Annotated in this window: 12 protein-coding genes and 2 tRNA genes; 4 read left to right on the forward strand and 10 right to left on the reverse strand. The window is 43.6% G+C overall.

The annotated features are described in order from the left end of the window. Window positions 1-143: 143 nt before the first annotated feature. From DSZ37_RS01375 to DSZ37_RS01390, 4 genes are all read right to left on the reverse strand, one after another. Window positions 144-536, reverse strand: coding sequence for a hypothetical protein (locus DSZ37_RS01375; RefSeq protein ID WP_109725182.1), 393 nt, complete (start codon window positions 534-536; stop codon window positions 144-146). Between the two features lie 10 nt (window positions 537-546). Continuing rightward, window positions 547-1,122, reverse strand: a complete 576-nt coding sequence (locus DSZ37_RS01380; RefSeq protein WP_109725183.1) for a hypothetical protein — start codon at window positions 1,120-1,122, stop codon at window positions 547-549. Window positions 1,123-1,124: 2 nt separating this feature from the next. Then, window positions 1,125-1,637 carry a MotA/TolQ/ExbB proton channel family protein gene (locus tag DSZ37_RS01385; RefSeq protein WP_109725184.1) on the reverse strand — a complete coding sequence of 171 codons (513 nt, stop codon included), beginning with the start codon at window positions 1,635-1,637 and terminating at the stop codon, window positions 1,125-1,127. A gap of 108 nt (window positions 1,638-1,745) precedes the next feature. Then, window positions 1,746-2,762, reverse strand: a complete 1,017-nt coding sequence (locus tag DSZ37_RS01390) for a lysylphosphatidylglycerol synthase transmembrane domain-containing protein (protein ID WP_242978536.1) — start codon at window positions 2,760-2,762, stop codon at window positions 1,746-1,748. A gap of 212 nt (window positions 2,763-2,974) precedes the next feature. Between DSZ37_RS01390 and DSZ37_RS01395 the strand changes: the two genes are divergently transcribed. Then, on the forward strand, window positions 2,975-4,702 hold the full coding sequence (locus tag DSZ37_RS01395) for a MutS-related protein (RefSeq protein ID WP_109725185.1): 1,728 nt from the start codon (window positions 2,975-2,977) through the stop codon (window positions 4,700-4,702). Between the two features lie 45 nt (window positions 4,703-4,747). Here the strand turns inward: DSZ37_RS01395 and DSZ37_RS01400 are convergent, their stop codons facing one another. Further along, window positions 4,748-7,267, reverse strand: a complete 2,520-nt coding sequence (locus DSZ37_RS01400; RefSeq protein WP_109725186.1) for a glycoside hydrolase family 9 protein — start codon at window positions 7,265-7,267, stop codon at window positions 4,748-4,750. Between the two features lie 420 nt (window positions 7,268-7,687). On the opposite strand from DSZ37_RS01400, the gene DSZ37_RS01405 reads away from it, so the two are divergent. Next, window positions 7,688-8,113, forward strand: a complete 426-nt coding sequence (locus DSZ37_RS01405; RefSeq protein WP_109725187.1) for a hypothetical protein — start codon at window positions 7,688-7,690, stop codon at window positions 8,111-8,113. A 42-nt stretch (window positions 8,114-8,155) separates the two neighbouring features. Here the strand turns inward: DSZ37_RS01405 and DSZ37_RS01410 are convergent, their stop codons facing one another. Together DSZ37_RS01410 and spo0A are read right to left on the reverse strand one after the other, a co-directional pair. Further along, entirely contained in the window at window positions 8,156-8,827 is a 672-nt protein-coding gene (locus DSZ37_RS01410) for a suppressor of fused domain protein (protein ID WP_109725188.1), read from the reverse strand. A gap of 124 nt (window positions 8,828-8,951) precedes the next feature. After that, window positions 8,952-9,710 (reverse strand): sporulation transcription factor Spo0A, encoded by a 759-nt coding sequence (gene spo0A / locus DSZ37_RS01415; protein ID WP_109725189.1) that lies wholly within the window; start codon window positions 9,708-9,710, stop codon window positions 8,952-8,954. Window positions 9,711-9,956: 246 nt separating this feature from the next. Here spo0A and DSZ37_RS01420 point away from each other — a divergent pair. Both DSZ37_RS01420 and DSZ37_RS01425 read left to right on the forward strand, forming a co-directional pair. Beyond that, window positions 9,957-10,041 (forward strand) — tRNA-Leu (locus DSZ37_RS01420). A 6-nt stretch (window positions 10,042-10,047) separates the two neighbouring features. Continuing rightward, window positions 10,048-10,139 (forward strand) — tRNA-Ser (locus DSZ37_RS01425). Window positions 10,140-10,266: 127 nt separating this feature from the next. Here the strand turns inward: DSZ37_RS01425 and DSZ37_RS01430 are convergent. The 3 genes from DSZ37_RS01430 to DSZ37_RS01440 form a co-directional block, all read right to left on the reverse strand. Next, window positions 10,267-12,207, reverse strand: a complete 1,941-nt coding sequence (locus tag DSZ37_RS01430) for a CotH kinase family protein (protein WP_278297886.1) — start codon at window positions 12,205-12,207, stop codon at window positions 10,267-10,269. 202 nt (window positions 12,208-12,409) lie between these two features. Beyond that, complete coding sequence (locus tag DSZ37_RS01435) at window positions 12,410-13,339, reverse strand: phosphatase PAP2 family protein (RefSeq protein ID WP_181380191.1); 930 nt, start codon at window positions 13,337-13,339, stop codon at window positions 12,410-12,412. A 9-nt stretch (window positions 13,340-13,348) separates the two neighbouring features. After that, window positions 13,349-13,927, reverse strand: coding sequence for a hypothetical protein (locus DSZ37_RS01440; protein WP_109725191.1), 579 nt, complete (start codon window positions 13,925-13,927; stop codon window positions 13,349-13,351). Window positions 13,928-14,024 lie beyond the last annotated feature (97 nt).

Raw genomic sequence — 14,024 nt, forward strand, 5'->3', positions numbered from 1 at the left:
GGGGCTAAATTCAGTTATAAAGTCTTTGGAAAAAGGGGGCTTGGGGGAAAAGAACCTTTCCTCAGAAAGGTTTTTTCCTCCAATAAATTACATATAAACTTCTATATAAGTACTACTCTTAATGTATCAGCCTTTTCTTTTGCTTATTTATCAGCCTTTTTGTAGTTCTTGTAGCCAAGCTCGTCAAGCTTGTCCGTAAGTTCATCAACTGTATTCTTGGCAGCAGTGTCATCGGAAGTAATAGTGATCTCAGTCTCCTTATCGAGCTTGCCGATCTCGACAGCAAGTGCATCAAGAGTCAGTTTTTCATTGTTGAAAAGATAGTCATGACCGGAAACCGTTATCTCGGCAGCGTTCTCATCCTTGCCCGCCTCGGTTGTCGGCTCTGCCTTGTCAACTGTCTCGGAAGCAGATGTGTCATTCTTCTTGCCTTCTCCCGAATCCTTGCCAAATCCGCCGAATCCCTTGAAGTAGATAAGCGCAAATATCAGTGCTGCTATGATAAGTATAAGCAGTATTCCAAGTATTTTTTTCATTTTGATTACCTCACTTTGATATGTTTATTGTAGTAAAATAGAGATCTTTGTATTCTCTCTGAATACTCATTATCGCCCTTTCGACCGTGGGCACGGCAGCCTCCGTTCCGAAGTCGTTGCCGTTGAAGGTCAGGGTGCTTATGATAACATCTTCGGGACTGTACCCTGCTTTTTTAAGCATTTCCTTCAGCTTGTCCTTCAGTTCCCTTGACTCATCGGAACTTATCTCTCCTATTCTCTTGTTTCCGGAGAGAACACTGAGAGTCCACACATCGCCCTTTTCCACCTCATGAAGGTTGAAAGTGATGCCCTTTCCGTCGTTGTATGCTGAAAGTGCCTGCTGATTCTTTCCTGCGTTGGCGTCAGCTGTGAGGATACATTCCCACTCCTCGTCAGCCTTTTGCCTCCATTCCATCTGTTCCTTTTCATTCTGCTCCTGCATCTCGGTATAGGAAGTCTCGGCAGCTTTTGCCTTCTCTGTGGCATTTTCCGCATCAATACCGCTGTAAAGCACAAAGAAGAACAGGATTATCATTGTAACATCAAGGAGAGATGTAAAATCCAGAATTATTTCTCTCAGCTTCATCCTTACAACCTCGACTGCTTCTGCGACTCATCAATACCGCTCTTTCGGAGTTTCTTTATGAGAGCCAGATGGCGCTGTATAAGGTCTTCCACATCGGCAAACATCCTCGCATTGATTATCTTGAACACAACTGCGAAGATAATTCCCCATGCTGTGGATGTAAGTGCACCGAAGAAATTGTTTTTTGCATTGCTTATCGCCTCAGCCGTGGACATATCAAGCCCGAGGAGAGCGATGACAGTTCCAAGCATTCCCAGCAGAGGAAATATAGATATAAGTGTAATGAACAAGGTGTAGTTTGAATTGATCTTTCTATAGCTGTCGAATATCTTGTCTACCCTGTCTACATTGTAAAGATCATCGCTTGACGCTTCCCAATCATATATCTCATTGTCAACAGCCTGCCTGTTCTGATGTAGCATTACAGCTACAAGGGCTGTTGCAATGGCAAATACAAAGATTATAATATTGTAATATGGAGAAACGGCGTGTCCGAATTTTGACCAGAAGCCCATTTTTACCACCTCTTTTTCTATTATACAGCATTAATATACAAATTGCAAGGTCTTTAGCGAATATTTGACAATAAAAAACTCCGCTGTTATGCGGAGCGGATATCATATTCAGTTTTGTCTCTTTTCTCTTTTTATATTTATTATGTGGGCGCCGAATGTGACTACTGCTCCTATAAGGAGTATCAGATAGAAGGTCAGTCCGCGATTTATGAGCAGTGCAGGCTTTACAAGTTCTTCGCCGAATATTTCCGTGAACGTCAGCAGGAAACAGCCCTCGGATATGCCTGCCGCACCGGGAAGCGGAAGCATTTCCACAGCAACAGCTATGATGATCTGCAATGTGAGGATATCGATGAAGCGTGTTCCGCTGAGCCCGTATGCCTTATATACTATCCATGTAACGGAAAACAGGCATATCCTCTGCAATGCCGTAAGCACGAATATCTTGAACACGACAGCGATATTCTTCTTGATGTAGTCGGCTCCCATTGCGTATGTATCGCATATCCTGATGACCTTTTCGGTGTATTTGTCCTTGTTTTTACGCTTTATAACTCTCAGCTTTGACAGCAGTCCTACGGTCTTGATACCGAGTGCTCTCGCCCAGATAGGCTTCAGAAAAACAAGAAGCAGCAGTGCTATAAAGGAAAGGTTCAGCACAAAGCCAAGAACTATCAGCCACTTCATATCACCTGCATACTGCTCCACCGTTCCGAAATTGAATATCAGAAATCCCAATGCCAGCAATATTAGCACTGATTTATAGGCTATGGTTATCAGCAGCATTATCAGTGTGGAGTAGCCTATCTTTATCTTATCCTTCTTCATATGGTACATCTGCATAGGCTGACCGCCTGTTGAAGACGGTGTGATATAGCTGAAGAAAAAGCCGATAAAGGAGTATTTAAGGCACCTGAAGAAGCTGGTCTTCTGTTCAAGTACCCTTAGCATATAATGTATTATCACCGATTCTCCTGCAACAAAGGCAACGGCAGCTGCCGCACCTCCTGCTATCCAGCGCATATCAGCGCTTTTAAGGTCGCGGATGATCTCAGGAAGCTCCTGTTCTTTGAATATCAGGTGCAGGGTAAGGAGAGTTATTACAAGAATAAGTGCGATATTCAACGCGTACTTCAGTATTTTCTTGATTTGCGTCACCCCCGCGTTATAGTTGAAATAGGTATAGTTACTTAACTTAAATTATAACATATCATTTATCCATTGTCAACATTATTCCCCTTTTTACCACATTATTCCGCATAGACGTAAAGTATTCACAGAGAATTGACAAAAGCTGCTTTATAGTTTATAATATAAGAAAAAACGAGGAGGGAGTTATGAAAGACAATAATTCATTCAGTATTCTATCACCTTTGGATCGTGATAACGTATACAGACAGCTGTCAGCTACGGCGTGCCATGACCTCGGACTCGAGACTTTATGCCGTGAGCTGACAAATGACCCGAAAGAACGGAACATAATCACAGCCATTCTCTCAAATATGACCGCTGATCAGAAAACCGCTCGTTACAGACAGGAGGTCTTTCGCGATGTACTGGCTCTTCCCGAGCTCAGAACTAAGATGACAGAGCTTTTTGACAAAATCGAATTCATCAGGAACTTCGGCTCTACCCGAATAGACAATGATGAGAAGATCGGTCTCTGGCATCTTCTTCACCGACTCGACGAGCTGAAAGACTACATACTCTGCGTGGAATCAATGAGAGAATGCCTGTCCGATGAACGTATCACCTCCGAGGGACTTACCGGATTCAAAAAGTATCTTGACTCTCTCTATGATGACGCCTGTTTTGCGGAGATGAAGAAGGATATCTTTGAGCTGAAACAGAAAACATCAGATATTCGGAGCGTTACTATCGGTATAAATGTGAACGAGAGGTTTGAGGCTGTCAGCATGGGCCTTATTTCAATAAATGACACCACCTTCAAGAAATCAAATATCATCAGCAACTTCGCCGACGCTATTTCCTCTAAGGACAAAATACAAAAAGGCTGCGACTGGAACGGCAATATGCATTATCAGCTGATAGAAAAAGAAAAGACTGAGAGTGTTATGAAATTCATGGAGAACCTTTCAGGATTTATGACTATCAGAGACAAGCCGTTCATGGACGCAGGAATAAGGTCCACTATCGTCAACGCTGCAAATGGTGACGGGGTGCAGAACTCCACATTCTATCTCGACAAGATACTGAACAAAATTCTTGATTCCCTCGTTAAAAAGCTCCGGAACACTTTGTCAAAATACGCTGATATCGCCATAATCAACATAACCCAGCTCATTCCCGAATTCATGTATTATATCCGATTTGCTGAGTTTGTGTCAAAATACAGAGAAAAGGGATATAGCTTCTGCGAGCCTCAGGTCCTTGACAGTGACAGAAATGATATGGACGCACAGGGACTATATAACCTCAAGCTTGCACTTAATTCCATGCCTATGGAAGATATCGTCTGCAATGACCTCATATTTGACAAGGCACATACTATCTATATCCTGACAGGTGCAAACCGCGGCGGAAAAACCACTCTCACTCAGGCTGTGGGACTCATGTATGTACTGGCACAGGGCGGTATATCTGTACCTGCCTCATCATTCAGCTACAAGCCTGTGGACTGCATATACACCCACTTCCCTGCCGATGAAGACAAAACAATGGATCTGGGCAGACTCGGCGAGGAATGTGTAAGATTCAAGGAAATATATACAGAATGCACCTCTGACAGTCTTTTGCTCCTTAACGAGACCTTCTCGACTACTTCCTTTGAGGAGGGCTACTATATCGCACGAGACTCCGTAAGGGCGCTTATGAAGAAAGATGTACGCACCATCTTCAATACCCATATGCACAAGCTCGCTTCCGATGCAGATGAGATGAACAAGGATGGAAATTCATCTATGGTATCCTCACTTATAATGCGAAGCGACGAGGGAAAGCGCTCATTCAAGGTGGAGATCGCTTTGCCCGAGGGCTCCTCATACGCAAGAGATATTGCTGAAAAATACGGTGTTACATACAAAATGCTCACAAATGAACAATAAAGAAAAAAGCTCCCGAAATGGAGCTTTTTCCTTTGCACTATATTCTTACTCGGGAAGCTTGTTGATAAGCTTGAGGAGGAACTTCTGGATAGTGAGTGCATCATCAGCTGTAAGACCGTTGGCATTTCCGGTAACATCGCCGTTTATACGTCCCTGTGCAGTGAGATGTATCTCGTTGTCGCCGTCGATACCGTACTTATTGGGATTAGCAAGTGCCTGCATTATGAGTATAGCATCTGCAAGCTCAACTGTACCGTCGCAGTTTGTATCACCGGGAGTTACTACCTCATATTTCTGGGAGGTAGTTGATGAAGTAGTAGTGAATGTTGTTGTTGATGTTGTAGTTGTAGTCGTAGTTGTTGTGGTGGTAGTGCTTGTTGTTGTAGTTGTTATAGGCTCGGGCTTTGCAGAACCGTCTGTAAGTGAAAGCAGATATGTCAGAGGTGAATTCCAGTAGATGGTTATCTCGTTTGTGGAATAGCTCTCGGAGTTGTCAACATAACGCTTTGCAGCAGGAAGGTCCTGACAGTATGCCTTTGCAGCACTGTCCTCAAGGTTCTGGTTTACACCGCCTGCCAGCATACCCTTCATTGCATGACCAACAGCCATTGAAGGACGGTGGTGAGGATTTTCGGGAGATACTGTACCATAGCCCGATACGAAGCATACAGAAACAGGGTTTACACCGAGGAGGTAGTCCAGTTCTGCATTTGCAGAGTCAAGATACTTGTCCTGACCTGTGAGCTGATCGGCAAGTCCGAGGATAACACCTGCGTTTGCTATCGTCATGTTGCTGCCCCAGTTATACTTTGTGATAGCTGAGCCGTAGCTTGAACTCTCGATGGTCTTCACCATAGAATCAGCCTGAGTCATAACTGCTGTATAAGCGTTCTGATATGCAGAGGAGTTCTTGTCTGCATTCTTCATTGTGAGAATTGCGATATTACCGTAATCGCCCACTGTGGACCAGTCAAGTCCTGTGTAAGCTCTGCTTGCTGAGGAAAGATACTTCTGGTCTCCTGTTGCACGGTACATCTGAACAGCCGCCCAGTAGCGCTCGTCCTTGTCTGTCTTGTCTCCGTACTCACCTGTAACGATCTCAGTAGGATTTCTGAACAGGAAGTTGGGGTTAGCCTCAAGCCATGACCATGACTTTTCAGCTGCTGCCATACACTTATCAGCAAAGGTTTTGTCGTACTTCTCGTAGAACTCTGCTGCAAGTGCCATGGAAGCACAGAAATCAGCTGTTGCTGTGGAGCTTACGGGAGTAACGATAAGAGGAGCCTTTTCCTCGGTAGGCATTACATATCCGGGGAAGTTCTCACATGATACCTTGTGGTATACTCCGCCGTCAGATGCCTGCATCTTCATCATCCACTCAAGCTCAAAACGTGCCTCATCGAGAACATCGGGAACACCGTTTCCGCTCTCGGGAATATTGATGTTGTCGCTGTAAAGGTCAGGAGCAGCCTGATATGCATAAAGCAGGTCTGCAACAGCCTTTGCAGCGGGAACTACATATCTTCCGTAGTCACCTGCATCGTGCCAGCCGCCCGAAACGTCGATCTGCTGGTTTGTGCCGTATACAGTTGCCATGCTTGTGTGACAGGCTGCATGACCGAACTCGCTGTCATTTACCTGAACACCGCAGCGCTGGAGATAGAGCATCCTTACGCTGTCGTCAATAAGCTTTGAATAAACCTTGTCGCCTATCTCAAACGTGTAGGACTTGTCAAGTCCGTCGCAGGTGATGTAGTACTTGCCTGCTGTCTTGACAGATGAGAAGTCACCTGTGTAATTAGTCTCATTTGCTGAGGAGTTATCTCTCCTGTTCTCAAGCTTGCCTGTGTAAACAGTCTCGTTTGTGTCAGCGTTAACGACCTTGAACTCGGACTGATTTGTGATATCGCGGAATACAGCAGTCTTCTTTGCATCTGTTCTGTATCCGACCTGATTTATGTTTATAGAAGGTGCATAGGGGCGGTCGGCACTGTAATCTACCTTGCTGTCGTCAACAAGCTCCAGTGATACGTTGTCGATGTAGATAGTGTGCTCGGGCAGTGCTCCCTCATACTTCTCCTGTATGCCGCAGTTGAAAACAAGCTTTGCCATGATGTCTGTATCTTCTTTCATGGTGAACTCATAATCAATGGTCTGGGGAGCGGTAGTAAGATTGAGGCCCTTCCATGTATAAGCCTGATATGTGCCGCCGTTCTGCTGTATCATTCCTTCCACGAAGCGGTCCTGTGTTGACCAGATATCGTATTTCAGACGATATACGCCGTTCTTGTAAAGAGGAACGATGTCATAGAATACCTGTACAGAATAGTTCAGCTTGCCCACATCTGATATTTTCAGTGCAAGCTTTCCGTCTTCGCCTTTGAGTGTGCAGACGCCGCCGCTCTCCTTGTAGGTGCCCCAGTCAGAGACTCCGTTATCGAATGTGGAGTTTGAAATGAGGTTTGAACCTGCGGATGCGGGTATCACCGAAATAGGCGTTGCGGTGGCCATCAGCGCACAGGCTGCAAGAGATGCAGCGCATTTTTTTAAAACCTGTTTTTTCATAATTTTTCCCTCTCGTTCTGTGGTTATACCACGTATTGATACTTATATTTTAGCAAATAAGTTCCACATAATCAATAACATATCGAACTTGTTGTATAACATTTTGCGCATAACTTTTTGTGCACCGCATTTCAGGATGTATAATGTGCATATCCCGTAAAATAAAGTGTTATCACCTGCAAAGTTATTCATGTCATATAACCTATTATCCTTTATAGTACCTCTGCATTAGTTTAACTGTCCATCCCATAATAATACATTGCCGTCAGCTTTTTATCGAATAATAACGATGTTGAGCCGCAATGCTTTACATAATACATCTTTATCTCTGCGCATCTTGCTATTTTAGCACTGATATGTTATAATATATATCAGTGGAGCAAGCTCCCCGTCATCCTATTATTTAAAAGGAGTGATCTTATGTTAGCAGATAAGGAAAAATTCTCGCATATCGAAAAAGAGCTTACAAAAGAAGGCGTCATCAATAAGTTTGAAAAGGAAACAGGCGTCATTAAGGGCAGAATGATGATCACACTCGGAGATGTCCCCAAAAGTCTCGGCAATGAGATAAAGAGAGAAGAAGGCGATGTAGCTTTTATCGGAACCTTCGATTTCTGCGACTCGGCTGTGGGAATACTCTTTGATCCAAAGAAAATGGATTTCACATCGCCTCTATGGGTATCGCTCCAGACAGATTACGCAATGAAACCTCAGCAGGAGTGGTGTGATTTCTTCGTACATACCATAATCAAGAACGTCAAGGGCAACGGAACATTCAGTATTCCCATGTATACTTTCATCGCTGATAACGGAAGCTTTACCGTTGCTCCCGAAAAATCGGAATAAAAAAAGCACGAAGATCATTTCCTCGTGCTTTTGCTTTCATTGTTATATTACAGATGATCTGGTGTAATCTGTAACATCACTTCCCAGCTTACCGTAAAGCTCAGCAACAGTAAGCTCTTTGTTTCTCAGAGCAAAAAGCTCTGCGTCTGTGCAGCCAATGAACTCAACAAAATCGACCTTGCCGTTTGGTGTATCAATGGAGCCTGCGTCAGTATCGGTTATCATGATAAAACCTGTAAGAGCACTTTTCTGATGAAGATCAATACCCGAGGTCTGTCCCGTATAAAGATATTCATTAGCTCTGAAACACTCGCCATGCTCAAAGGTTATGCGGGCTATCTTCTGGAAGATGCCGCATATGCAGCGAAGCTCTCCCTCCTCATCAGCAGGGTCTATGCCTGCTTTTCTGAGCTTGAGCGTGAATTCCATACCGTAACCGCTGATCTCGGGATCATCTGTCTCTTTCTCGAATATCTCGCTGAGACCATATGTGACAAAGTGATAGTACTCCCCTGTCTCATAAATACTTATGCCCGTAAGCGGATCATCGCCGCCAAGCTCCCACGGGATAAGGACTCCGTAATGCTTCGGGTCCTTCTGATCGGGATAGAGCTTCTCAAAAGCAGCTGTAATTGCGTCCCAGCCCTTTGTGTCTGTCTTCTCGATCTCAACGGTATCGTCGTCCTTTTTACCAAATTTGTCAAATAGACTCATTGTTATTCCCCCTAAAATAAAAATATACTTATATTATACATTATAAGCAATATCAAGTCAACAAAAAACGTCCGTATCTTTAAGATACAGACGTCATTGAATTAATAATATCCTTATTATATTGTCAGCTTGCAGTGCTTTCTGTTTTCAGCTTCAATCTTATCCTGTCCGTCACAAGAGCGATGAACTCGGAATTTGTAGGTCTTCCTCTGTAACTGTCAACAGTATAGCCGAAAAAGTCATTTATCATCTCGGCATTACCTCTGTTCCACGCGATCTCAATTGCGTGTCTTATTGCTCTTTCAACCCTTGATGAAGTCGTTTCATACTTCTGCGCCACACTTGGGTATAACTGCTTCGTGACACATTCCATAAGCCTGCTGTTTTCAACTGCACTCAATATCGCTGTCCTCAGATAATGATATCCCTTTATGTGCGCAGGAACTCCAAGCTTCTGTATCACATCTGTCACCAGTATCTCTGTGTCAGTACAGTTCGGCAGAACTGTCTTTCGGCAAACCGACTTTACGATCGATGGGATAGAATCGATATCAAACGGCTTTGCAAGAAAATATGATGCGCCGTTCTCAATTACCTGTCTCTCAATAAAGCTGTTGTCGATATCCGATACAACTATGAAGGACGGTACGCTCACAAGTGATTCCCTGACCTGTTTTATCAGAAGCAATGCATCTGTATCAGGCAGTGTAAGACCTGCCATCACAACGTCAGGTTTATCATTGAGAATGGAATCAAGTATCGCTCTGCCATTGTTTCTTCGGGTATAGGCTGTCATGCCGCTATCCCTTAGCTTTGCTGCTACTCTTACTCCGTTTGATGCTGAATCGTCTCCGATCAATACTTTGATTCTTTCATTTTCCATGATAGGACTCCTTTTCTTGTTACTACGATAACCATTGTACACCCATTGGAATGAAAAAACAAGGGGTATTTTTAACGCAAAATGTCGAAAATCAAGATTTTTTGTCCAGTTCTTACTCATAACCTTTCATTTCGTTTCTAATTCTTATATTTTGTTATTATAAAATTCTTTTATAGTTATAAAATAAATATATATCAAAATTGCTTGACATATGCCTCCTATTGTAGTATAATATTAAAGTACTTTGCGAGTGTGCTGGAATAGGCAGACAGGCACGTTTGAGGGGCGTGTGTCGAGAGACGTATGGGTTCAAGTCCCATTACTCGCACCAAAGTACGGACAGATGGCTGAGCTGGTCTAAGGCGCACGACTGGAACTCGTGTATACGTTAATAGCGTATCGAGGGTTCGAATCCCTCTCTGTCCGCCAGAATTAAAAAGCCTGTATTTCGAGGAAAACACTGAAATACAGGCTTTTCTGTTACCTATATAAAGTTAAACCTCTTTTTGGACAGCTTGAAAAAACGGCACTTCTTTTTGAAGTGCCGTTAATCATATCAGTTGATACAAATAAGCGAAAAATCCGAGATACGGTATGTTCCTGTTCCCTTGTCAAGTCCGATAAGGAACTTGACATTGTCATCTGACTGCGTCATAGTTACTGTATCGGTAATGGTCTGAACGTTTGGAGTAAACACATGGTCCTGATAAGAGTAGCTCTTATACTCTCCGTAACCCTGCTGGAACATCGAATAAGTATTGACGTTCTGTGAAGTACTAATCTTATAGGTCATGCGGTATGTCTTTCCCGCCTGAAGCGAAACCGTACTGCTGCTTACCTGTGCATACTGACCTGTTCTTACGACATTGACAGTTATACTGCCGTCATCATTATAATCGATAGAGCCCTCACCGTCATTCATCCAGACACTCCATCCGAACTGATCGATCATATTCGGATCATCCCGCCAGTTATCATTAATGCCATAGAGGAGATTCAGATGATGCTCCGCATATTTTGCTCTGTTCTTGTAGAAATTGCGGATCATCTTTATACAGCTGTCATATTTTGCACTTACGCCGAATCTGCGGAAGGTATCATTAACGGCATCCGTAGTTGAGGAAGCGTAAGAGTCTATCTTTGCCGATACCTTTGAATTATCAAAGTTATCATTCATTATCTCCTTATAGCGGCTATAAAACTGCTGTTTGAATTCTGCATTGCTCATCAGCTTATTGAACAGAGAAGATATACTGGTGATCTTGCCGGATCTGTCCATATCCTTGAAACAGTCACGACGGAATGAACACTGTCCGTCATAGCCGGAAGAATACTCCGTATCAAAGAGCAGGAAACGCCATTTCCCGTCTGCATATGGATTAGAAGCGTCATTCTCATCCGAACGCCATATCATCCAGTTATTGCTGTTGATCATGCAGTCCCAGTTTACGATATAGCTTTCAAAAGCGATGAAATCCATAAGTCCGTTAATATCCAGAGTGTCGCAGACTCTTTTATAATTGGACTGATCTGACATATCTGCGGACATTGCCCAGTTCCAGAACTGTCGGAAATCCTGATATACCGACTCAAGTCCGGAATATTCGTATCCGTTCTTTATTGTAGTAACACGGTCTGAATCAACATGATAATGTGATTCAAGGTAGTTCTCGTCCAATTTTTCCTGCATCGAATAGGTTCCCCAGAATTCACCGTCAAGGAAGACAATATAATCCTGCTTTGCCTGCGTACCAAGTGAAAGTCCTTCTGCAAGAGACTGGTTCAGATCATCACGGAATCGGCAGTTATCATAAGCGTTACCGCCATTGCGTATAGTTACCTTTTTGTATTCCTTTATCTTTGCACCGTCTGTGTCCGTAGCGCCGCCCTCAAAGAAATCATACTGCATTTTATTGGCACCGTAATCACGACGCGCATAGAATGTCATACTCTTCTGAGGGAATGCTGCCGTCCAGTTTCCTGCTATGCGAACTCCCACATCCTCTGTGAATTTCAGCTTACCCTGTTCAAATACCTGTATGTTGCAGGGGCGCTCCCATTCCTTGCCTTCCGAATTATAATTAGTCGGATTTTCACTGCTTCCCACATCAAGATTCGGGTCAAAACTACCGCTGTTCTTCCAGCGGTAGTACTGATCGCCGATCATATATATGCCTTTTTCCTTATCAAAGAAATTACTGCTGTCAGTGGAGATCGACAATACCTTCATATCCTTATAATATGAAGCGGTTTTTCCGATGAAATAGCTGTTTGTTGCTACTTCGCTGTATATTCCGCCGCTGTCCCTGCAAACTGCTCTGACGATCATTCCCTTATCAACATTGTAATTCGGAGGATTATACCCTCTCAGAGAAATATCCCGAATTGCTGCAAGCTGATTTGTATCATTGGTATTGTTGCGTATGTTGATACTGCCCTGATACTGTTTTGCGGAACCCGATGTCCGCGGATCAGAGCCATCAAGCGTATAGAGGATCTATGAGCAGAAGCCGGAGGAATGCGGTGAGGTCATAAAGTCATTTATTGATGGATTGGACAGCTGAATTATGATTTTTATCAGCCGCCGAAAAAACACAATGCCCCATAGTGTTATGAAACACTATGGGGCAAAACTTCTATATGGGTATCTGCTTAACGTTTCGGGGATATGTTTTTTATATACTTTTCAGCGATGAGACTTATTTATATCTTTCACAGTTTTTAGCAATACGGTGCTGTACTGTCAGAGATGCCATAGCAGACAAAACGCCTATGATCGCTCCTGCGGAAACATCGCTGAGGTAATGTGCTCCGAGTATCATTCTTGAGCTCATTACAGTGACAGTAAATACAAAGCCGAAAGCAAACAGATACGGCTGTTTGTCTCTCAGCTTCGGGAAAAGCCATGAAAGAGACGGGAATATGCACATGGTAAGACTGCTGAATATGCTGTGACCGCTGGGAAACGAGCGGAACTCATCGGCTTTCAGACCATACTCCGCTGCATATTCCTCTGCTCCCGAAAACGGCTTGTACCACGGCACAAAGGTTATCCCCTCATAGCCGAGAATTGCTGTACGGTAACGCGGACGGTCAAATGTGTTCTTCAATGCTTCCATGACTATATACGCTGCAAGCAGTATCATAAGAAGTCCGAACACTCTCCTTGCAAGCAGCTCGTCACTGCTCCTTTCCGCCGTCAGATATCCTACAAAAAACAATGGATATATGAGAATAGCACTAAATATTAGAATAACAGGAACATTTCCGACGAAAGACGGGAATATGCTTCCCAGATTATTGCCTGACACCAGTGACCTGCCGCCGATATATCCGAGAAAAACTGCCGCAACAACACAGAATGTGCAGAGCGCCCCCCTTACCTGCCCGCTTTTCTTCGAGCTATGAACTCTCTGAAAGATAACTCCCCAGCCAAGCACCTGCACCGCATGAAAAGGATAAACGCCTGTTGTCGTTATGAGCTTCACAATAGTGTGGTCTGGCGAGAATAAAGCTTCCGCTGCATATTTATCGAAAAAAGTCCCGGTCAGAAACAGTCCAATGAAAAAGACCAGTATCCCGATACACAGTCTTATCTGTAATGAATAATTCTTTTCAATTCTTCTCATAGTCATTTATCAGTAACCCAGTAAGTCCTTTATCACATATTTCTTCAGGTCGCCGGAGTTTTTGATGACGTATTCTTCAAGTTCCTTCTTGTATGGATCCTTATATTCGGTGGCATTCTCTGATCTGACCTCATTCAGACTTCCCCATTCGCCTACCCAAAGAACCTCGCCTGTGATGATGACATTGTCCTCGCGGCATACTATCAATGTTATGCTCGCATCACAGACACCGGGTTCTTTTCCCACATACCAGTTGTCACCCTCCTTAATGATAGAGCCGCTGCTGTTATACAGTTCCTTGTACCGCTCCTTCGCTATATCTTCAGAATCGTACACCCTAAACTCGAGCTGCTCTTTTTCGTCCTTTTCTGATTCCTTCTTTTCGTTCCATAAAAAGAGAGCCGCTTCACCCTTCCGCACTCTCCAGCCTTCTGATAGCTCTACGTCTTTTTGGAGTTCGATAGTATAGTCTGTGGCATACTTTATCTGTGATTTTTTACCGGCACAGCCTATCATCGACAGCGATGAAAACATCAGCAGTGCAGCTGCGGCTGATACTGCCAAGCGTGAAAATGATCCGTTTTTCATAAAGCTTTCTCCTTTAAGAGTGTTTCTGATATGATAACATATCCTCTTTATAAAGTCAATTGATATATCATAACAATAATATTAAAATTCGTTAACA

Source organism: Ruminococcus flavefaciens, assembly GCF_900116855.1.
GTDB classification, from domain to species: Bacteria; Bacillota; Clostridia; order Oscillospirales; family Ruminococcaceae; genus Ruminococcus; species Ruminococcus flavefaciens_R.

Excerpts from the sequence above, each read along its gene's own strand:
- DSZ37_RS01380 (WP_109725183.1), bottom strand. The coding sequence starts at position 1,122 with ATGAAGCTGAGAGAAATAATTCTGGATTTTACATCTCTCCTTGATGTT.
- DSZ37_RS01395 (WP_109725185.1), top strand. The coding sequence starts at position 2,975 with ATGAAAGACAATAATTCATTCAGTATTCTATCACCTTTGGATCGTGAT.
- DSZ37_RS01375 (WP_109725182.1), bottom strand. The coding sequence starts at position 536 with ATGAAAAAAATACTTGGAATACTGCTTATACTTATCATAGCAGCACTG.
- DSZ37_RS01400 (WP_109725186.1), bottom strand. The coding sequence starts at position 7,267 with ATGAAAAAACAGGTTTTAAAAAAATGCGCTGCATCTCTTGCAGCCTGT.
- DSZ37_RS01385 (WP_109725184.1), bottom strand. The coding sequence starts at position 1,637 with ATGGGCTTCTGGTCAAAATTCGGACACGCCGTTTCTCCATATTACAAT.
- DSZ37_RS01440 (WP_109725191.1), bottom strand. The coding sequence starts at position 13,927 with ATGAAAAACGGATCATTTTCACGCTTGGCAGTATCAGCCGCAGCTGCA.
- DSZ37_RS01435 (WP_181380191.1), bottom strand. The coding sequence starts at position 13,339 with ATGAGAAGAATTGAAAAGAATTATTCATTACAGATAAGACTGTGTATC.
- DSZ37_RS01405 (WP_109725187.1), top strand. The coding sequence starts at position 7,688 with ATGTTAGCAGATAAGGAAAAATTCTCGCATATCGAAAAAGAGCTTACA.
- DSZ37_RS01410 (WP_109725188.1), bottom strand. The coding sequence starts at position 8,827 with ATGAGTCTATTTGACAAATTTGGTAAAAAGGACGACGATACCGTTGAG.
- spo0A (WP_109725189.1), bottom strand. The coding sequence starts at position 9,710 with ATGGAAAATGAAAGAATCAAAGTATTGATCGGAGACGATTCAGCATCA.